The 19,655-nt window shown below is 69.0% G+C and carries 17 protein-coding genes and 1 pseudogene; 5 read left to right on the top strand and 13 right to left on the bottom strand.

Features of this window, described 5'->3' with window-relative positions; genetic code table 11:
* Nucleotides 1-137: 137 nt before the first annotated feature.
* Both EOW66_RS16980 and ctaA read right to left on the bottom strand, forming a co-directional pair.
* Nucleotides 138-1,607 carry a carboxypeptidase M32 gene (locus EOW66_RS16980; protein WP_128157481.1) on the bottom strand — a complete coding sequence of 490 codons (1,470 nt, stop codon included), beginning with the start codon at nucleotides 1,605-1,607 and terminating at the stop codon, nucleotides 138-140.
* On the bottom strand, nucleotides 1,604-2,755 hold the full coding sequence (gene ctaA, locus EOW66_RS16975) for a heme A synthase (RefSeq protein ID WP_128157480.1): 1,152 nt from the start codon (nucleotides 2,753-2,755) through the stop codon (nucleotides 1,604-1,606). The genes EOW66_RS16980 and ctaA overlap by 4 nt, the downstream gene beginning before the upstream one ends.
* A 211-nt stretch (nucleotides 2,756-2,966) precedes the next feature.
* Between ctaA and tig the strand changes: the two genes are divergently transcribed.
* Nucleotides 2,967-4,301 carry a trigger factor gene (gene tig, locus EOW66_RS16970; RefSeq protein WP_128157479.1) on the top strand — a complete coding sequence of 445 codons (1,335 nt, stop codon included), beginning with the start codon at nucleotides 2,967-2,969 and terminating at the stop codon, nucleotides 4,299-4,301.
* A gap of 145 nt (nucleotides 4,302-4,446) precedes the next feature.
* Here the strand turns inward: tig and EOW66_RS16965 are convergent, their stop codons facing one another.
* The 5 genes from EOW66_RS16965 to rpsF form a co-directional block, all read right to left on the bottom strand.
* A complete protein-coding gene (locus tag EOW66_RS16965; protein WP_128157478.1) occupies nucleotides 4,447-5,286 on the bottom strand; it encodes a sulfotransferase family protein in 840 nt (279 codons plus the stop codon).
* Nucleotides 5,287-5,309: 23 nt separating this feature from the next.
* A complete protein-coding gene (locus EOW66_RS16960; RefSeq protein WP_128157477.1) occupies nucleotides 5,310-6,611 on the bottom strand; it encodes a mechanosensitive ion channel family protein in 1,302 nt (433 codons plus the stop codon).
* A gap of 122 nt (nucleotides 6,612-6,733) precedes the next feature.
* Nucleotides 6,734-7,306, bottom strand: coding sequence for a 50S ribosomal protein L9 (gene rplI / locus EOW66_RS16955; RefSeq protein ID WP_128157476.1), 573 nt, complete (start codon nucleotides 7,304-7,306; stop codon nucleotides 6,734-6,736).
* Between the two features lie 12 nt (nucleotides 7,307-7,318).
* Nucleotides 7,319-7,546: a 30S ribosomal protein S18 gene (gene rpsR, locus EOW66_RS16950; RefSeq protein ID WP_105514010.1), complete on the bottom strand. Its 228-nt coding sequence runs from the start codon at nucleotides 7,544-7,546 to the stop codon at nucleotides 7,319-7,321.
* A 17-nt stretch (nucleotides 7,547-7,563) separates the two neighbouring features.
* On the bottom strand, nucleotides 7,564-7,926 hold the full coding sequence (rpsF, locus tag EOW66_RS16945; protein WP_128157475.1) for a 30S ribosomal protein S6: 363 nt from the start codon (nucleotides 7,924-7,926) through the stop codon (nucleotides 7,564-7,566).
* Nucleotides 7,927-8,134: 208 nt separating this feature from the next.
* Here rpsF and EOW66_RS16940 point away from each other — a divergent pair, with 208 nt between their 5' ends.
* Nucleotides 8,135-8,674, top strand: coding sequence for a hypothetical protein (locus EOW66_RS16940; protein WP_128157474.1), 540 nt, complete (start codon nucleotides 8,135-8,137; stop codon nucleotides 8,672-8,674).
* On the opposite strand, the gene EOW66_RS16935 is transcribed toward EOW66_RS16940, so the two are convergent.
* The 5 genes from EOW66_RS16935 to EOW66_RS16915 all read right to left on the bottom strand — a co-directional run bounded on the left by EOW66_RS16935 (nucleotide 8,671) and on the right by EOW66_RS16915 (nucleotide 14,748).
* On the bottom strand, nucleotides 8,671-9,657 hold the full coding sequence (locus EOW66_RS16935; protein WP_128157473.1) for an LLM class flavin-dependent oxidoreductase: 987 nt from the start codon (nucleotides 9,655-9,657) through the stop codon (nucleotides 8,671-8,673). The two genes, EOW66_RS16940 and EOW66_RS16935, sit on opposite strands and share 4 nt — an antisense overlap.
* Before the next feature lie 88 nt (nucleotides 9,658-9,745).
* Complete coding sequence (locus tag EOW66_RS16930; protein ID WP_128157472.1) at nucleotides 9,746-10,657, bottom strand: DMT family transporter; 912 nt, start codon at nucleotides 10,655-10,657, stop codon at nucleotides 9,746-9,748.
* 217 nt (nucleotides 10,658-10,874) lie between these two features.
* Complete coding sequence (locus EOW66_RS16925; protein WP_128157471.1) at nucleotides 10,875-12,266, bottom strand: aldehyde dehydrogenase family protein; 1,392 nt, start codon at nucleotides 12,264-12,266, stop codon at nucleotides 10,875-10,877.
* Entirely contained in the window at nucleotides 12,263-13,105 is an 843-nt protein-coding gene (locus EOW66_RS16920; protein WP_128157470.1) for a fumarylacetoacetate hydrolase family protein, read from the bottom strand. Before EOW66_RS16920 ends, EOW66_RS16925 begins: the two co-directional genes overlap by 4 nt.
* Nucleotides 13,102-14,748, bottom strand: coding sequence for an Eco57I restriction-modification methylase domain-containing protein (locus EOW66_RS16915; protein ID WP_164881171.1), 1,647 nt, complete (start codon nucleotides 14,746-14,748; stop codon nucleotides 13,102-13,104). Before EOW66_RS16915 ends, EOW66_RS16920 begins: the two co-directional genes overlap by 4 nt.
* 234 nt (nucleotides 14,749-14,982) lie before the next feature.
* Here EOW66_RS16915 and EOW66_RS16910 point away from each other — a divergent pair, with 234 nt between their 5' ends.
* From EOW66_RS16910 to EOW66_RS16900, 3 genes are all read left to right on the top strand, one after another.
* Nucleotides 14,983-15,294, top strand: a complete 312-nt coding sequence (locus EOW66_RS16910; RefSeq protein WP_239017622.1) for a FeoA family protein — start codon at nucleotides 14,983-14,985, stop codon at nucleotides 15,292-15,294.
* Between the two features lie 10 nt (nucleotides 15,295-15,304).
* Nucleotides 15,305-17,203, top strand: coding sequence for a ferrous iron transporter B (gene feoB / locus EOW66_RS16905; RefSeq protein WP_128157468.1), 1,899 nt, complete (start codon nucleotides 15,305-15,307; stop codon nucleotides 17,201-17,203).
* Between the two features lie 155 nt (nucleotides 17,204-17,358).
* Nucleotides 17,359-18,912, top strand: a complete 1,554-nt coding sequence (locus tag EOW66_RS16900) for an acetyl-CoA hydrolase/transferase family protein (RefSeq protein ID WP_206363730.1) — start codon at nucleotides 17,359-17,361, stop codon at nucleotides 18,910-18,912.
* 89 nt (nucleotides 18,913-19,001) lie between these two features.
* Here the strand turns inward: EOW66_RS16900 and EOW66_RS16895 are convergent.
* Nucleotides 19,002-19,655: pseudogene (locus tag EOW66_RS16895) on the bottom strand (type III glutamate--ammonia ligase); the annotation flags it as partial.

Raw genomic sequence — 19,655 nt, 5'->3', positions numbered from 1 at the left:
CGGCAATTGGAAGCGGCAAGGTCCGGAAAAGCGGCCCCGATCGGCGCCGCTTCACGTCTTCCAATTGCCGCAAATATCCTCGGGGGGTGAATTGCCCGGCACGGGCAAGAGGGGGGCAGACAGCCCCCCTTCCGCGTTCACACCCCGTAGATCGCGCCGAATTTCGCCTCGAGATAGTCAAGGAGCGGATCTTCGGTCGGGGCAAAGCCGCAGGCGGCCTCGATCGTCTCGACAGGCGGGCGCAACCCGCCGTGGCGGTGCAGGCTCTCGCGCAGCCACTCGGTCGCGGGCCGCGCCGAGCCGCCGGCCAGCGAGGCGTCGAGATCGGGAAGTGCGGCGCGCAGCGTCTCGTGCAGGCAGCCCGCATAGACGTTGCCAAGTGCATAGGTCGGGAAATAGCCGAAGAGCCCCACCGCCCAGTGCACGTCCTGCAGGAACCCCTGCGAGGGCGTGGGCACGGCGACGCCGAAATCCTGCGCAAAGCGGGCGTTCCAAGCCTCCTCGAGGTCGTCGACGGCGAGCCGCCCGGCGATCAGGTCGCGCTCGAGATCGAAGCGCATCATGATGTGCAGGTTGTAATGCAGCTCGTCCGCCTCGGTGCGGATGAAGCCCGGGGTGACACGGTTCACGCAGGCATGGAAGGCCTCGGGCGTGCGGATGCCGAAATCGCCGAAGGCCTCGGTCATGCGCTGATAGAGCCAGCCGGTGAAGGCGGCCGAGCGGCCGATCTGGTTCTCGAAGATCCGGCTCTGGCTTTCGTGCACGCCCATCGACACGCCATGCCCCATCGGGGTGAAGGCGTATTCCTCGTCGATGCCAAGCTCGTAGCAGGCGTGGCCGGTTTCGTGGATCGTCGAATAGAGGCAGTTGAACGGATCGCTTTCCACCACGCGCGTGGTGATGCGCACGTCGCGCCCCGAGCCCGAGGAGAACGGATGCACCGCGATGTCGAGCCGGCCGCAGCTCCAGTCATAACCGAAGGCCGAGGCGCAGATCCGGGCGAGGCGCAGCTGCGCCGCCTCGGGGAAGACATGGTCGAGCACCGGCGGGCGGAATTCGGCGCCGAGCACGCGCTCGCGCAGCGCCACAAGCCGCGGCCGCATCCGGTCGAACATCGCGCCAAGGGCGCGATGCGTGGCGCCGGGCTCGTAATCGTCAAGCAGCGCATCGTAAAGATCGCCGTCGGCCAGGCATTCGGCCTCCTCGCGCTTCAGCGCCAGCACCTGTTTCAGCACCGGCACGAAGGCCGCCGGGTTTTCCTCGGCCCGCGCCTCGGCCCAGATGCCTTGCGACAGCGAGGTGAGGCGCGCGAGTTCCGTCGCCAGCCGCGCCGGCACCCGGGTGTTGCGGTTGTAGCTGCGCCCGGCGAGGTCAAGCAAACGCGCCTCGAACGGGCTCTCGGCCTCGGCCCGGGCAAGCCAGTCCTCGATCCGCGGATCGGTGCGGCGGGCGTGCAGCACGGATTCGAGCGCGGCGGTCTCCTCGGCGCGCTGCTCGGCGGCGCCGCGCGGCATCACCGTCTCCTGATCCCAGCCGAGCCGTTCGGCAATGCCGGCGAGCGCCTCTGTCTCGCGCTGAAACGCGACAAGATCCTGAAAAGCCGTCATCTTGCTCCCCCCCTGATGGATTGCACCTGCGGGTAACGCGCCAGGAAGCGCGCGCGCAGGATGAGAACGAAGGCCACCACCGCGCCCAGCTGATGCGCAAGGCCAAGCGCCATCGGCGCGGCGTGGATCAGCGTGACGATGCCAAGCGCCACCTGCACCAGCAGCCAGGCGCCCATCCAGGCGAAGGCGGTGCGGGTCGCGCCATGGGCCGAGCGGCGGCCGCGCAGCGCGGTCACGACGCCGAAGATCAGCACGAGATAGCCGATCATCCGGTGGTCGAACTGCACCAGCCCCGGGTCTTCGAAGAAATTGCGCCACAGCGGCGAAAGCGAGAACGGCTCGGGCGGCAGGAATTGCCCGCCCATCAGCGGCCAGTCGGTGAAGCCGCGCCCGGCGTCGATGCCGGCAACCAGCGCACCAAGCAGCACCTGCAGGAAGGCGAGATGCAGCACCCCCGTCGCCATGCCGAAGAGCCGCGGTTCGGCCAGGCGGCGGGCCTGCAGCAGCGCAGCCTCGCTGCGGCCCAGAAGCAGGGCATACCAGGCGATGAGGCCGAGGATGGTGAAGCCGATGCCAAGGTGCACGGCAAGACGATAGGAGGCGACCGAGGTCATGCCCGCGCCCAGCCCCGAGCTGACCATCCACCAGCCGATCGCGCCCTGCAGCCCGCCGAGCAGGCCCAGACCGAAGAGCCGCAGCCCCCAGCCCTTCGGGATCCGGCGGGTGAGGGCAAAGCCCGCAAAGCCCGCCGCCCAGACCAGGCCGATCAGCCGGCCAAGCGCGCGATGCGCCCATTCCCACCAGTAGATCGCCTTGAACCCGGCAAGGTCCATCGCCGCATTCGCCAGCGCGAATTGCGGTGTCGCCTGATACTTGCCGAACTCGGCCTGCCAGTCGGTATCGCTCAGCGGCGGCACGATGCCGGTGACCGGCTTCCATTCTGTGATCGAGAGCCCCGCATCGCTCAGCCGCGTCGCGCCGCCAAGCGCGATCATTGTCGCGACCAGCGCGAAAAGCGCGAACAGCCAGACCCGGATCGCGGCGCGCGCGCCTTTCGGGCGGGCGTCGATCAGCCCGCCTTTCGGCGCGGCGGGGGCGGTGGGCTTTTCGGCGCCGACCTCTTCGAAGATGCTGCGTTTCGGGCTCATGGGGGTCTCCGTCGTCTCGGCCCCGACACTAGGCGCGGGCGGCGGGAGCGGCAAGGGGGCGTGGCGTCCCGCCCCTGCCCGCCCGTCGCCGCCGATGCCGTCCGGCCCCCGCCTTTTCGCCTTGCCACCAAGACGCGCGCCCAATAGAAGAGCGGCTGAAATTCGGAATTGTGCGCGCCACCGGGCGCGCCTTTGAGACAGAGGAAAACCCATGCAGGTCACCGAGACCCTCAACGACGGCCTCAAGCGCGGCTACCAGATCACCATCACTGCCGCCGAGCTTGACAAGACTGTCACCGAGAAGCTGATCGAAGCGCAGCCCGAGATCGAGATGAAGGGCTTCCGCAAGGGCAAGGTGCCGATGGCGATGCTGCGCAAGCAGTTCGGCGCGCGCGTGCTCGGCGATGCGATGCAGGACGCCGTCGACGGCGCGATGAAAGAGCATTTCGAGACGTCCGGCGAGCGCCCGGCGATGCAGCCGAAGGTCGAGATGGACGGCGGCGAGACCTGGAAGGAAGGCGACGATGTGGTCGTCAACATTTCCTACGAAGCGCTGCCGGAGATCCCGGAAGTCGACCTGACCGACGTCCAGCTTGAGCGTCTGGTGGTGAAGGCCGAGGAGGCCGCGGTGACCGAGGCGCTCGAGAACCTCGCCAAGACCGCGCAGAGCTTCGAGGACCGTCGCAAGGGCTCGAAGGCGAAAGAGGGCGACCAGGTCGTCATCGACTTCGAGGGCTTCCTCGGCGACGAACCCTTCGAAGGCGGCAAGGGCGAGAAATACCCGCTCGTGCTCGGCTCGAACTCGTTCATCCCGGGCTTCGAGGATCAGCTCGTCGGCGCCAAGGCCGGTGACGATGTCGAGGTGAAGGTCACCTTCCCGGCGGAATACGGTGCGGCGCATCTCGCTGGCCAGGAAGCCACCTTCAAGTGCCACGTGCACGAGGTGAAGGCGCCGAAGGCGGCCGAGATCGACGACGAACTGGCGAAGAAGTTCGGCGCCGAGGACCTCGAAGGTCTGAAGAAGCAGATCGCCGAGCGTCTGGAAGCCGAATACCAGGGCGCCGCCCGCGCGATCCTGAAGCGCGGCCTGCTCGACGTGCTTGACGAGAAGGTCAAGTTCGACCTGCCGCCGTCGCTGGTCGAGGCCGAGGCGCATCAGATCGCCCACCAGCTCTACCACGAAGAGCACCCGGACGATCACGGCCACGACCACGGCGCGATGGAACCGACCGACGAGCACAACAAGCTTGCCGAGCGCCGTGTGCGCCTTGGCCTGCTGCTCGCCGAACTCGGCCGCAAGCAGGAAATCGAAGTGACCGACGCCGAGTTCACTCAGGCCGTGCTGAACCAGGCCCGCCAGTATCCGGGTCAGGAACGCGCCTTCTTCGAGTTCGTGCAGCAGAACCCGCAGATGCAGCAGCAGCTCCGCGCCCCGATCTTCGAGGACAAGGTTGTCGAGTATATCGTCAACTCCGCCAAGGTCGCCGAGAAGGAAGTCTCGAAGGAAGACCTGCAGAAGGCCATCGAGGCTCTCGACGAGGTCTGATCGACCCGCTCGACCGCATTCGAAAGGGCCGCCCCTCGGGCGGCCCTTTTGCTTTGCCGCAACGAGCGGTGCCAATGCGTGCGCGGCGGTGGCCACGGCCGCAATCTGCGCCGCGGCCGTTTCACGTTTTTCGGTAGTTCCGGATTTAGCGGGAATCCCCGGGCTGACGGTTGGGGGCGCGCGCAGAGCCTTCCTTCGGCGCGGCCTGCAGCACTGACGGAATCTCTGCGGGCGGCTCGCTCCAGCCCGAGATGTCGAGCCCGCTCAGCGTCGCGAATTCCGCCATCTCGCCCGCAAGCCGGCTTGCGACGAAGTTGAAATCGGCGCGGCGCGGCGGCGCATCTTTCTTGCCGCGCCGCTTCATCTCGTGCCGCGCCTCGCCCCGGGCAAAGGGCGCGATGCCGAGGAACGTGGCGATCCGGTCAAGCGTGTCCATATGCGCCTTGAACAGGTCTTCCGAGCGCAGGTTCAGGATCTGCGCACGCGGGAACAGGGCATAGGCACGGCGCAACTGGCTCGCATAGCGGCCGCGGTCGACATAGGAATGGAGCCGCCGCCCCTTGCCGAGCGGGCCGGCCTCGGCCAGGCGCTTTTCCTCGGCGGCCAGCGCCTCGGAAAAGCTCAGCGTCTCTGCCCCGCGTGCGACCTGCATCGCCCAATGCGACTGTGCCCGCTGGAACGGGTCGCGCCACAGGAAGATCAGCTTCGCCTCGGGATTGTAGACCCGGATGCGGGCAAGAGACGGCTCCCAATAGCCATAGATCGGGGTGACGTCGACACGCAGCCGGCCGCCGTCATCGCCGGGATAGAAGGTGTCGTAGCGCCGATAGTCGGGCCGCGACCAGTCCTGCGCCTCGTCGTCGAAGAAATGCGTCTCCTTGCGGGTCGGCGCTGTCAGTCCGGGATGACCGCAGAGGTAGGCGTGCAGCGTCGTCGTGCCGCCCTTCTGCCCACCGCAGCCAAAGACCGAAACCCGTTGCGCCATCGTCTCCCGCTTTGTTGCTCGCCTCAAAGGCGCACGCCGCCCTCGGGGCCGCGCAGCTCGACCACGCGATGCGGATAGGGGATCTCGATCCCCGCCTCCTTCAGCGCGTTCCAGACCAGGAACAGCACGTCCGAGACATATTTGTTCGGACCGTCGTCAAGCCCCGAGACCCAGAACTCGACCGCGAAATCGATGCCGCTGTCGCCAAAGCCGCGCAGCTCGCAATCGGGGGCCTCGGGATGGCCGAGAACCTTCGGATGCTTTGCCACCGCCGCCTCGATGATTGCGGGCACGCGGTTGATATCGGTGTCGTAGCTGACCGAGAACGCCGCCTCGAGCCGGTTCGCCGAGCCCTGATCGGAATAGTTCACCACGCGGGTGGTGATGAAATGCTCGTTCGGAACCACGATCCACTTGCCGTCGAAGGTCTCGAGGATGATCGAGCGCAGCGTCATCTTGACGATCGTGCCGGCCTCGCCGCCGTCGAGCTCGACATAATCGCCAACCGTCGCCTGCCCCTCGATCAGCAGGATGATGCCGGAGATGAAGTTCGAGGCGATCTGTTGCAGGCCAAGGCCGATGCCGACGCCGATCGCACCGCCGATCACCGCGAGCGAGGTCAGGTTCACCCCCATCACGTTCATCAGCACGAGGAAGGCGAGACCGAAGATGGCCACCTCGGCGGTCTTGATCGCAAGCTGGCGGGTGGCCGGGCGCAGCTCCTCCTGGCCCGCGAGATAGGCGGTCGAGCGTTCGTTCGACCAGCGCCCCGCCCAGAAGATCAGCCCGCCGAACAGCGCGAATTTCATCGCCCAGAGCAGGTCGAAGGACAGGTTGCCGAGCGGCATCCGCATCGTCGAGAGCGCCGCGGCAACGGTTGGCATCAGCCCGACGGCATAGACCGCGACGATCGGCAGCACGACGAAACGGCCGTAGGCCCGCAGGAAGGGCTCGCGCAGGACATCGCGCACGAAGGCGCGCACGGCGAGGAACAGGAACACCCGCTTGCCGAAAGCGGCGATGCCGGCGGTGCCGAAGAGCGCGCGCAGGGCCTCCTCGCCGAAGGCCGCAAGCGCCGCGGCAAAGAGCGGGCCGAGCAGCGGCAGCAGGCGGCGCAGCTGCCGGCGCAGCAGCGACAGCGTGCCACTCGCGCCCGCCGCCGGGCTCAGCAGCCGCAAGAGCACCGGCCGCACAAGTGCCGCCGCGCCCCAGCCGAGCAGCACCGCGAGCGCCAGCGCCACGATCTGCCCCCAGGCGGCGGGAGTGACGATCCAGTCCCGTGCCGCGGCGAGCGCCGGCTCGATCTGCTGCAGATAGCGCTCCATCCGGCCCACCCCCTTGTCCGTTTCGCCTTCCTCCTAGGATGCCGCGACGCGGCAGGCAAGCCGGCAAGAAAAAACCGCGCCCCGAGGGGCGCGGTTTCCGGTCACCGGGCGGATGGGCCCGATTATTCCTCGTCGCCAGCGGCGGCGCCGACTTCGTCGAAGAGCTCGGCGATCTCGAACTCGGCTTCGGCTTCCGCCTCGGCTGCGAGTTCCTGGATCGACTTGCCCGACGCCTGCAGCTCGGCTTCTTCCGCCGAACGGGCGACGTTCATCACGATCGTCACGTCGACTTCCGGATGCAGCATGACATGCACTTCGTGCAGGCCAAGGTCCTTGATCGGGGCCTTCAGCGCGACCTGCTTGCGGTCGAGCGAGAAGCCACCGGCGGTCGCGGCGTCGGCCGCGTCACGCGGGGTGACCGAGCCGTAGAGCGCGCCCGAATCCGAGGCCGAGCGGATGACCACGAAGGTCTGGCCGTCAAGCTTCTCGGCGAGAGCCTGGGCTTCCTTCTTGGTCTCGAGGTTACGGGCCTCGAGCTGCGCCTTGCGGTCCTCGAACGACTTGATGTTCGAGTCCGACGCGCGCAGCGCCTTGCCCTGCGGCAGCAGGAAGTTGCGGGCGTAACCGTCCTTGACGTTCACGACCTCGCCCATCTGGCCGAGCTTGGCCACACGTTCCAGCAGGATGACTTGCATGGGTCTCGCTCCTTACTTCACGGCGTAGGGGAGCAGGGCGAGGAAACGCGCGCGCTTGATGGCACGGGCGAGTTCACGCTGCTTCTTGGCCGAGACGGCGGTGATGCGGGCCGGCACGATCTTGCCGCGCTCGGAGATGTAGCGCTGCAGCAGACGGACGTCCTTGTAGTCGATCTTCGGCGCGTTATCACCCGAGAACGGGCAGACCTTGCGGCGACGGAAAAACGGTTTGTTGGCCATGGGTCAGGTCCTTTCGATCAACGGCGTTCGCGACGCTCGCGACGGTCGTCGCGCTCTTCGCGTTTCTGCATCTGCACCGACGGGCCTTCTTCGTGCGCATCGACCTTGACGGTCAGAAGGCGCATGACGTCGTCATGCAGACGGGCGAGACGTTCCATCTCCTGCACCGCGGCCGAGGGGGCATCGGTGCGCAGATAGGCGTAATGGCCCTTGCGGTTCTTGTTGATCTTGTAGGCCATCGTCTTCACGCCCCAGTATTCCGAGGCAACGACCTGCCCGCCATTGTCGGCGAGAACGGTCGAGAAGTGTTCGACGAGACCTTCGGCCTGCGCGTTGGACAGGTCCTGACGCGCAATGAGGACATGCTCGTAAAGCGGCATGTGTGCTCCTGTTTCTCGGGCGGCTTCATAGGAGGGCCAATGACTTCCGCGGCCCACCACGAGAGGCTCCGCCGGTTCACATGAATGCGGAAGTCCGCGCCTTATAGGCCATGGGGCGCGCGATGCAAGCGCTGTTTGCCGCAACCGGGCGGGTTTACGGGCGGGGCCCGGGCGGGCTATGACAGAAAGAGAGACCGGGGGGGCTTTCATGTCGCGCTTTTTCACCACGCTCGGGACGTTCGGAGAGCTCATCATCCAGGCGGCGCTGCTGCTGCTCGCGGGCGCCCTCGCCTTCCTTGTCACGCTGCTCGGCACCCAGATCCTGCACTTCGTCGCCGGCGAGGGCCGACCGCTTTCGGCCGAGACCTGGGCGCATCTGCCGCAGGCGCTGCTCGGGCTCCGGCAGATGGGGGCGATGCTCGGGGTCTGGTGCCTGCTCGCCCTCGGATTGCCAAGCCGGCCGGCGGTCGCGACGATCACCGACATCATCGGCGAAGGCATTGCCTTCCTCGCCGGCATCGTCGCCGGCGCCTTCGCGCTCCTTGCCGTGCAGGACCTGATCGGCGGCGGCGAGACCAGGCGCGCGCTCAGCACCTTCGGGCTGCAGCTCGCGCTGCTCTACGGGGCGGCCTGCGTGGTGATGTGGCTGCCCGGCACGCTCGCCCGGCTGCCGGTGCCGGGCTGGCAGCGCTGGATCGCCCTGCTCGGGCTGGCCGGTCTCACCCTCGCCTCGGTCTGGCAGGCCTAGCCGATCCGCGCCATCACCCCGGCGCCGATCTCGAAGCTGCGCAGCCGTGCGTGGTGGTCGAAGATGTGGCCGGTCAGGATCACCTCGTCGGGGCGGTAGCTGTCGATCCAGCCGCGCAGCTGCGCCTCGACCGTGGCCGGGCTGCCGATGGCCGCGACGCGCAGCGCCCGCTCGGCCATGGCGATCTCGGCGCGGGTCGCGACCGTGGTCAGATCGGCACAGGGCGGCGGCAACGGGCCCGCGGCGCCGCGGCGCAGGTTGATGAAGCTTTGCAGCATCGAGGAGCGCAGCAGATGTGCCTCGGCATCGGTCTCGGCGGCAAAGAGGTTGACCGCCAGCATGAAGCGCGGCGCCGCGGTGAGGCCCGCACGGAAGCGCGCCCGATAGGCCTCGAGCGCCTCGCCCAGCATGTCGGGGGCGAAATGGCTGGCGAAGGCGTAGGGCAGGCCGAGATAGGCCGCAAGCTGCGCGCCGAAGAGCGACGAGCCCAGCATCCACACCGGCACATGCGTGCCCTGCCCCGGCACCGCGCGCACCGGCGCCTCCGGGTCGGCCTCGCCGAGATATCCGATCAGCTCGACCATATCCTCGGGAAAGCGGTCGGCGCCGCTCATCCCCCGCCGCAGCGCCTGCGCGGTGCGCTGATCGGTGCCCGGCGCGCGCCCGACGCCAAGGTCGATGCGGCCGGGGTAGAGCGTGGCAAGGGTGCCGAAGGCCTCGGCCACCTGCAGCGGCGCGTGGTTCGGCAGCATGATCCCGCCCGCGCCGACGCGGATGCTGTGGGTCTGGCCCGCGACATGGCCGATCACCACCGCGGTTGCGGCGGAGGCGATGCCGGTCGAGTTGTGGTGCTCGGCCAGCCAGTAGCGGTGATAGCCAAGCGCCTCGGCATGGCGGGCCAGCGAAACGCTGTTCGCGAGCGCCTCGGCCGGGGTGGCGCCGGCGGGAATGGGCGAGAGATCGAGGATCGAATAGGGGATCATGGCGGGCTCCTTCCGCGGCCTATCTAGGCCTGCGGCGCGGCCCGGAAAGGGGGCGTCTGCCCTGCCCCCGCGTCAGCCCTCTCCGGTGTCAGCGCCCGCCCCGCCCGGCGATGACGATGCCCGCCAGGATCGCGCCGAAGCCGACGGCGTGATAAAGGTGCAGCTCCTCGCCCAGGAACAGCGTCGAGAGCACCGCGCCATAGACCGGCAGCAGATGGATGAACTGCCCCGCCCGCGCCGGCCCCGCGATCGAGACCGCACGCATGTAAAGCAGCGTCGCCAGCACCGAGGGCACGACGCCCACATAAAGCATCGCCGCGATGCCGGCGCCGGAAAAGCTCGGCACCCGGCCCGAGGCGATCTCGAGCGCGAGGAAGGGGGCAAGCAGCACCAGCGTCATCGCGCTGTGCACGGCGAGCAGCCCGAGCCGGTTGACCGAGGTCGGCACCCGCGTCAGGCCGAGCGTGTAGAGCGCCCAGCAGATCATCGCGACGAAGATGATCAGATCGCCGCGCGAGAATTGCAGCGTGACCAGCCGCTGCCACTCGCCATGCAAGATGATGACGGCCACGCCGAAGGTGGAGACGAGCAGGCCAAGCGCCTGCACCGCGCGCATCTTGCGCCCCCAGAACAGCGCGCCGAGCACCAGGATCAGCACCGGGATCGTCGAGTTCAGCAGCATGCCGTTGGTCGCGGTGGTGTATTGCAGCCCGACATAGACGAGGGTGTTGAAGCCGGTGACGCCCGGAATGCCGATCAGCGCCACGAGCTTCCAGTTTTCCCGATACCAGGCCGCGTCGCGCTTGAGATAGGGCCAGGCGAAGGGCAGCATGCACAAAAGCGCAATCCCCCAGCGAACGCAGGAGAGCGCCATCGGCGGCACCTCGCCACGCGCCGCGCGCGCGACGATGAAATTGCCCGCCCAGAACAGCGGCGGCAGCGCCAGCGCCGCGATCCCCGCAAGTCCGAGCCGTGTCCGGCCCTCCGTTGCCTCGCTCATGTCCGTTCCCTCCCTGCAACCGGCCCGGTTTGCGGCAATTCGGCAGCATGGGCAAGGGGGGCGGCAACAGAAGGGGGCGCTGCCCCCTCGGGCTTCGCCCTCACCCCCGGGATATTTGGGGCAATTGGAAGCGGGAAGTCGCCCTGCTTTCTCCTTGCCCGAAATACCTCGGGGGGGAATTGGCGCAGCCAAGAGGGGGCAGCGCCCCCTGCCCGGCTCACCCCACGAGCCGCTGCACCAGTTTCGCAAGCCGCGCCTTTGCACCGGTATAGGGCGGCATCAAGAGGCCAAGCGAGGAGAAGCGATCCTCGAGCACCGGCTTTTCATGGCTGAAGGCGCGAAAGCCCCAGATCCCGTGCGCCGCACCGAGCCCGGAATTGCCGATGCCGCCGAAGGGCAGGTTCAGGTGCAGGTAATGCGCGAGCGTGATGTTCACCCCGAGCGCGCCCGAGGTGGTGGTGGCGCTGATCTGCTCGATCACCGCGCGGTCGCGCTCGAAGAGATAAAGCGCAAGCGGCTTCTCTCCCGCCTCGATCTGGCCGAGTAACGCGTCGAGATCGTCATAGGCGATGACCGGCAGCACCGGACCGAAGATCTCCTCGCGTGACACCGCCATCGTCGCCTCGGTGCGGGTGAGCACGGTGGGGGCAAGGTAGCGCGCGGCGGCATCCGCCTCGCCGCCCACGGCAAGCTCCGCCCCGCCCGCCCGCGCCTCGTCGATCATCGCCTTCAGCCGCGCGAAATGGCGCCCGTTCACGATCCGCGCGAAGCTTTTCGAGGTCCGCGGATCGGCACCATACATGCGCGCGATCTCGGCCCGCAGCGCGGTCAGGAACGCGGCCTCCTGCGCGCGCGGCACGAAGACATGGTCGGGCGCGATGCAGGTCTGGCCGGCATTGGCGAACTTGCCCCAGGCGACCATCCGCGCGGCGCGCTTCAGATCCGCCCCGGGACCGAGGATCACCGGCGACTTGCCGCCGAGTTCCAGCGTGACCGAGGCGAGGGTCTTCGCCGCCGCCGCCATCACCACCCGCCCGACCGCGGGCGAGCCGGTAAAGAAGATGTGGTCGAAGGGCAGCGCGAGCAGCTCGGTCGAGGTCTCGACCCCGCCCTCGACCACCGCGACCAGATCCTCGGGCAGCGCGGCGGCGACCAGCCGCACGATCAGCGCCGAGGTCGCAGGCGCCAGTTCCGAGGGTTTCACCATGGCCGCATTGCCCGCGGCGAGCGCCGAGACGAGCGGGCCGAGGGCGAGCGAGAACGGATAGTTCCACGGCGCGATGACGAGGACCGTGCCCTTCGGCTCGGGCCGCAGCCGGGCGCGGGTGCCGAGCATGGCAAGCGTCGGCAGGACGCGGCGCACCTTCATCCAGCGCCGCAGATGCGCAAGGGTGTGGCGGATCTCGGCCAGCACCGGCACGATCTCGGTGAGCCGGGTCTCGGTCTCGGGCTTGCCGAGATCAGTGGCAAGCGCCGCCATGATCTCGGCCTCATGCGCGCGGATGGCCTTGGCAAGGGCCAGCAGCGCGGCGCGGCGCTCGGCGGAGCCGAACCCGGTGCGGCGCGCGGCATTGCCCGCGGCAAGACGCGCGAAGGCGGGACCGCTCATGCCGGCACCACGCGCTGGCGCTGCCTGCCGAGCCCCTCACCGGTCAGCTCGACGACGTCGCCGGGCTGCAGGAAGCGCGGCGGCTTCATCCCCATGCCGACGCCCGGCGGCGTGCCGGTGGTGACGATGTCGCCGGGCTCGAGCGTCATGAAGCGGCTGAGGTAGCTGACCAGGAAGCGCACGCCATAGACCATCGTCGCCGTGCTGCCCGCCTGCCGGGCCGCACCGTTGACCGTGGTGCCAAGCGCCAGCGCCTGCGGGTCGACGATCTCGTCGCGGGTGACGAGCCAGGGGCCGCAGGGGAAGAAGGTGTCGTGGCTTTTGCCCTTCGTCCATTGCCCGGAGCGCTCGGTCTGGAAGGCGCGCTCGCTGACGTCATTGGCCAGCATGTAGCCCGCCACATGCGCCATCGCGTCGGCCTCCTCGACGTATTTCGCGCGGGTGCCGATGACGAAGGCGAGCTCGACCTCCCAGTCGAGCTTCTCGGCGCCGCGCGGCAGCTCGACCGGATCGTCGGGGCCGGAGATCGCCGAGGGCGCCTTGAGGAAGATCACCGGCTCGGGCGGCACCGCCATGCCGGCCTCCTCGGCGTGGTCGGCATAGTTGAGGCCGATGCCGATCACCTTGCCCGTGCCTGCGACCGGCGGGCCGAGCCGGGTGCCCGGCGCCACCACGGGCAGGCGCGCCGGATCAAGCGCGGCAAGCCGGGCAAGGCTCTCGGGGGCGAGCGCCGCCCCCGCAAGATCCGTCAGCACGCCGCCAAGGTCGCGGATCGTGCCGTCGGGCGCCAGCATTCCCGGCCGCTCGGCCCCCGCCTCGCCCCAACGCAGAAGTTTCATGTGCTCTCCTCCGGTTTTGTCGCGATCTCTGCCGCGACCTCCTCCACCAGCCGGTCGAGGCGCGCCTGCACCCCCCGCCGGCCCTCGTTCAACGCGATCAGCGCCCGGCCGAGCGCGGCCAGCCGCGCGGGCGGCAGGCGGCGCAGGTCGGGCACGGAAATCTCGAGCAGGTCGCGCGGCTCGATCTTGCGCAACCCCCCGCCATAGCGGCGCAGCTGCGCCTCGGCGAGGCGCGCCACCGGGGCGGCGTTCAGGCAGGCGGTCAGCGCGCGCAGATAGGCGCAGTCGCGGCGCTCGGGAAAGATGCCGTGAAAGGCCGTCAGATGCAGCGCGCCGGCCTCGTTCAGCACGAAGCGCAGCCGGTCGCGGGCAAAGGTCGCGGCCCAGATCGGCGCGACATAAAGCCGTTCGGGCGCGTGCCAGGGGGTGCGGTTGCGGGTGAGAAAGCGCGCATCAAACCCCTGTGCCGCGCCCGTGGCGACATAGGCCGCCTCGGTCGGGGCCAGCGGTGGTGTCAGGTCGAGAAAGACCGTGGGCCGGCCCGCCGCCTCGAGCGCCTCAAGATCGGCGGCGGTGAAGATCGGGCCCGGCGCATCGCCCGCCTTCGCCACGCAAGGAAGCCACCGGTGCGGCGCGATGCCCTGCGCGCGCGCCGCGGCCCGGGGCAGATGGAAGAAGCCGTTCGCCCCGGTCGCGAGCCCGCGCCGTGTGCCGGCCAGCGCGCCGAGGCGGACATAGCCCGGCGGTGGCGCCTCGGGCAGGCCGCGCAAGAGCACATCCCATTTCGGCGCCGCGCACAGCGCCGCGACCGGCACCGGCCGGCCCGGCGTGCACGGCGCGGGCAGCGCCGCGCCCTCCGGGACGAACAGGCACTCGATACTCTCGGGCAGAGCCTCGCCCGCACGCGGTGCCTCGACGAGGACAAGGCTTGCCGTGGTCAGCGCATCGGCAAAGACCGGGCGCAGGTTGCACACCGAGACCAGCCGCCGCAGCAACCCGCGGGAGAGCAGAAAGTCCTTCAGCACCGCGCCGGAATTCGCATTCGCCCATTCCGCTGGCAGCAGGAAGGCGCCGCGGCCGCCCGGGCGCAGACGCAGGCAGGCCTCGATCACGAAAAGCGTATAGGCGTTCACCGCGCCCTGAAGCGGCAACCCGGTGCGCAGGGCCATCGCCCGGATCTGCGCGCGCAGCCCGTTGCCCGCAAGCGGCCGCAGCCAGGGCGGATTGGCGATCACCGCCTCGACCGGCTCGGCCGGGCTGGCGAGGAAATCGCCGATGCGCAGATCGGGCACCAGCCCTCCGGCCGCGCAGGCCGCCCGCCCCGCCGCGGCGATCGCCGGGTCGATCTCCCAGCCGGTGACGGCGATGCCGGGGCGCAGCGCGGCAACGGCGCGGGCGAGGATGCCGGTGCCGAAGGCCGGGTCGAGCAGCGTTGCGGGGCACGCCTCGGCGATCCAGGCGGCCATCAGCGCCGAAAGCTCGGGCGGGGTCAGCACCTGCGCATGGGCGCGGCGGTGCGCGGCCGGCGCCTGCGCCAGATAGGCCGCGTCGATCGCGTCTGCAGGCGTCGCCGGCACTGGCGCGCGCGCCTTGCGCGGCCGCCCTGCCCGTCGCTTCCCCGCCGTGATCTGATCTCCGTCCATGGCCTCCTCCGCTGCCGCGCCGATCCTGCGCGGCCCCCGCCCCCTGCGCAAGACCCCGACGAGACCCGGCGCCCGGAACCTTGCGGCAGCGCGCCGCATCACATTCCCGCGCGAGGCGCGGGAATATTCTTGATTGCTTCACTCGGAATAGTATGAAGGACGCATCGACGCGCTGTCGCCCGGCCCGGATCGCGGCCCCGCACAGCCCGCCGGCCAGAACGGAGGGAACCGGAGATGATGATCTCGCCGCAGCCGATCGACGCCGCCAGCCTGCCGGGACAGGGGCCCGAGGCCATGCATCGTCCGCTCGGCGCCCTGCACAGGGGCTTTTCCGGCCACGTCTTCCGCATCCTGCCCGCCGCCCATTCGAACACCCTGCCCGCCGAAGAGATGGAACGGCGGCTGATCGAGCTTGGCTTCGTCGAGGGCGCGCGTGTCGCGATCCTGCACGAGGGGCTCTTCGGCCGCGATCCGATCGCCGTGCGGGTGAACGGCGCCACTGTGGCGCTGCGCCGTCGCGAAGCGATGGCGATCCTCGTTTCCTGAACCGGACCAGATGGACTGCTGCGACACTCCCGCGCCCGCCGCGGCGCGACCGGACGACCTTCGCTTTGCGATCGTCGGCCCGCCGAACTGCGGCAAGACCGCACTTTTCAACGCCCTGACCGGCTCGCGCCAGCATGTGGGCAACTATTCGGGCGTCACCGTCGAGCGCAAGACGGGGCTGGCGCGTCTGCCCTCGGGAGCGGCGGTCGAAGTCGTCGACCTGCCCGGCACCCACAGCCTGCGCGCGCGCAGCCCCGACGAGGTGGTGACGCGCGACGTGGTTCTTGGCCGCCACCATGGCGAGCGGGTGCCCGATCTGCTTGTCGTCGTCGCCGATGCCTCGGCGCCGCGCTCGGGGCTGCGGCTGGCGATGGAGCTGGCCGCCACCGGCCTGCCGATGGTGCTGGTGATGAACATGATCGACATCGCCCGCCACCGCGGCATCGAGATCGACACCAATGCCCTGTCCGAGACGCTCGGCGTGCCCGTCGTCACCGCGAATTCGGTGCGCAAGGGCGGGCTTGATGCGCTGCGCGCCGAGCTCGACGCGATCCTCGCCCGCGGCGTGCCCGAGCCCGGCCCGAACCTGTGGAGTCCGCCGAATGCCGCCGACCTGCGGCTGAGCCACCGCGCCGCCGACCGGCTGATCGCGCGCGCGGTGGCCGAGCCCGAGCTGCCCGACACGCTGACGAACCGCATCGACCGCGTGTTGCTGCACCCGGTCTTCGGCCTCGTCTTCCTGCTGGTGCTGCTCTTCGTCATGTTCCAGGCGGTCTTCACCTGGGCCGCACCGCTGATGGACCTGATCGACGCGGGCTTTGGCGCCGTGGGCGGTTTCGTCGCCGCGCATGTGCCAAAGGGCATCGTGCAGAGCTTCCTTCTCGACGCGGTGATCGCCGGCGTGGGCGGCGTGCTGGTGTTCCTGCCGCAGATCCTGATCCTCTTCCTCTTCATCCTGCTGCTCGAGGACCTCGGCTATATGGCGCGGGCGGCCTTCCTGATGGACAAGATCATGGGCGGCGCGGGGCTGCACGGGCGCGCCTTCATCCCGCTGCTGTCCTCCTTCGCCTGCGCCGTGCCCGGCATCATGGCGGCACGGGTGATCGACAACCGCCGCGACCGGCTGACGACGATCCTTGTGGCGCCGCTGATGACCTGTTCGGCGCGGATCCCGGTCTATACGCTGATCATCTCGGCCTTCATCCCGGCGCGCCACGTGCTCGGCGTGCTCAGCCTGCAGGGGCTGGTGATGTTCGGGCTTTACGCCGCGGGCATCGTCTCGGCGCTTGGCGTCTCGGCTGCGGCGAAGTTCATGTTCTGGCGGCGCGAGCCCTCGCCGCCCTTCATGCTCGACCTGCCCGATTACAAGCTGCCGCGGCCGCGTTCGGTGGCGATCGGGCTTGCCACCCGGGCGAAGGCGTTTCTGAAGCGCGCCGGCACCACGATCTTCGCGATGACGGTGCTGATCTGGCTGCTCGCCACCTTCCCCTTCGCGCCGGCGGGCGCCACCGAACCGCCGATCCTCTATTCCTTCGCCGCGATGATCGGCCATCTGCTCGAACCGATCCTTTCTCCGATCGGTTTCAACTGGCAGATCGCCGTGGCGCTGGTGCCCGGCATGGCGGCGCGCGAGATCGCGGTCTCGGGTCTGGCCACGGTCTATGCCGTGGGCGGCGACAGCACCTCGGCGCTCGGTGCGATCCTCGCCGCGAACTGGAGCCTCGCCACCGCGCTCTCACTTCTGGTGTGGTACATCTTCGCGCCGCAATGCATCTCGACCCTCGCCGTGATCCGGCGCGAGGCGGGCGGCGCGCGCTGGATGTGGCTCACCTTCGGCTACATGTTCGTGCTGGCCTGGGTGGGGTCTTTCGTCACCTATCACCTTGCCGTTCTGCTTGGCGCGGGCTGACAGGCCCTGCCTAACATTCTTGCGAAAGCCATGCGCCGGACGCATGTCTGTTACGCCATCGACAAATGCGCGGCATTCTGCTTTCGGATAGTTTCATGCGCGCGACGGAATATGTACGACCGTTGCTGCGCCCTCAGGGGTTTGGGAGGAGCCAGATGACCACCAGCAAGACGAACGCCCGACTGCGCCACGCCGGCCTTGCCGCTCGGGTGATGAGCGCCGAGGATGCGGCCGCGCTGATCCCGCATGGCGCCACGATCGGCATGTCGGGCTTCACCGGCTCGGGCTATCCGAAGGCGGTGCCGGTGGCGCTCGCGGCCCGTGCCGAGGCCGAACATGCCCAGGGCCGGCCGTTCCGCGTGCGCGTGCTCACCGGCGCCTCGACCGGCCCCGAGCTTGACGGTGCGCTGGCCCGTGCCGACGGCATCGAGTTCCGCCTGCCCTACAACTCCGACCCGATCCTGCGCGAGCGCATCAACCGTGGCGAGATGGATTACGTCGACATGCACCTGAGCCAGGTCGCGCCGATGGTCTGGGAAGGGCTCTACGGCGATCTCGACTTCGCCGTGGTCGAGATCTCGGGCATCACGCCCGGCGGCCAGCTGATCCCCTCCTCCTCGGTCGGCAACAACAAGACCTGGCTCGATCGCGCCGACAAGATCATCCTCGAGGTGAACCGCTGGCAGTCGGAATCGCTCGAAGGGATGCACGACATCTATTACGGCACCCGCCTGCCGCCGCATCGCGTGCCGATCCCGCTGATCGCGCCCGATCAGCGCATCGGCGAGCCGCATTTCCACGTCGACCACTCGAAGGTCGTGGCGATCATCGAGACCGATGCTGCCGACCGCAACGCCCCCTTCTCGAAGCCCGACGGCTCGGCCCAGGCGATCGCCGAGCACATCCTCGAGTTCCTCGCCCATGAGGTGAAGAAGGGCCGCCTGCCGAAGGCGCTCCTGCCGCTGCAATCGGGCGTCGGCAACGTGCCGAATGCGGTGATGGCGGGCCTCATCAATGCCCCCTTCGAGCCGATGACCGCCTTCACCGAGGTGATCCAGGACGGCATGCTCGACATGATCGACGCGGGCAAGCTGCGCATGGCCTCGGCCACCGCCTTCTCGCTCAGCCCCGAGCGCGCCAATGACCTGAACGCGCGCGCCGATCATTATCGCACCAGGCTGATCCTGCGCCCGCAGGAGATCTCGAACCACCCCGAACTCGTCCGCCGTCTCGGCGTGATCGCGATGAACGGGCTGATCGAGGCCGACATCTACGGCAACGTCAACTCGACCCATGTGATGGGCTCGCGGATCCAGAACGGCATCGGCGGTTCGGGCGATTTCGCCCGCAACGCCTTCCTGTCGATCTTCATGACCCCCTCGACGGCGAAGGGCGGCAAGATCTCGGCGATCGTGCCGATGGCGGCGCATGTCGACCATATCAGCCAGGACGTGCAGGTGATCGTCACCGAACAGGGCCTGGCCGACCTGCGTGGCCTCGCGCCGCGCAAGCGCGCCGAGACGATCATCCGCAACTGCGCCCATCCGGCCTATCGCCCGATGCTCGAGGATTACTTCGCCCGTTCGCTCTCGGGCAGCTGGGGCAAGCACGCGCCGCATCTGCTGACCGAGGCGCTGTCCTGGCACCAGCGTTTCATCGAGACCGGCTCGATGCTCGAGGCGCAGATCGAGGCGGCGGCAAGCGCGTAAGCGCGCCCGCCCGGACATGCGAAACGGCGCCCCTCCGGGGGCGCCGTTTTCCGTTGCCCGCGCCCGTTTTTCCCGGGCGCGGGGATGGTTCAGATATCGAGGGTGTTGTCGCGTTCCCAGTGGGAGAAGTGGTTCACGAAGGCGTTCCATTCCTGCATCTTGAGCTTGAGGTATCCGGCCGAGAACTCCGCGCCCATGGCGGCCTTCAGGCCCGGGTCCGCGTCATAGGCGCGGATCGCGTCGAGAAGGTTCAGGGGCAGCTTCGGCGCGCCCTCGATCCTGTGGCCCTCGGCATACATGTCGATGTCGTGGCGCGGGCCCGGGTCGGCGTTGCTCTTCAGCCCCGAGAGCCCCGCGGCGATGATCACCGCCTGCAAGAGGTACGGGTTCACCGCGCCGTCGGGCAGGCGCAGCTCGAACCGGCCGGGGCCCGGCACGCGCACCATATGGGTGCGGTTGTTGCCGGTCCAGGTCACGGTATTGGGTGCCCAGGTGGCGCCCGAGAGCGTGCGCGGCGCGTTGATCCGCTTGTAGCTGTTCACCGTCGGGTTGGTGATGACCGCAAGCGCCGAGGCATGCTTCATGATGCCGCCGAGGAAGGCGCGGCCGCTGTCGGAAAGGCCGAGCTCCTTCGTGTCATCGGCAAAGGCGTTCCGGCCGGTCGCGCTGTCCCACACCGAGATATGGGCGTGGCAGCCGTTGCCGGTCAGCCCCTGAATCGGCTTCGGCATGAAGGTGGCGCG

This window comes from Paenirhodobacter huangdaonensis (assembly GCF_004022465.1).
GTDB lineage: Bacteria > Pseudomonadota > Alphaproteobacteria > Rhodobacterales > Rhodobacteraceae > Rhodobacter > Rhodobacter huangdaonensis.
This window is presented reverse-complemented; position numbering and strand designations above follow the sequence as displayed.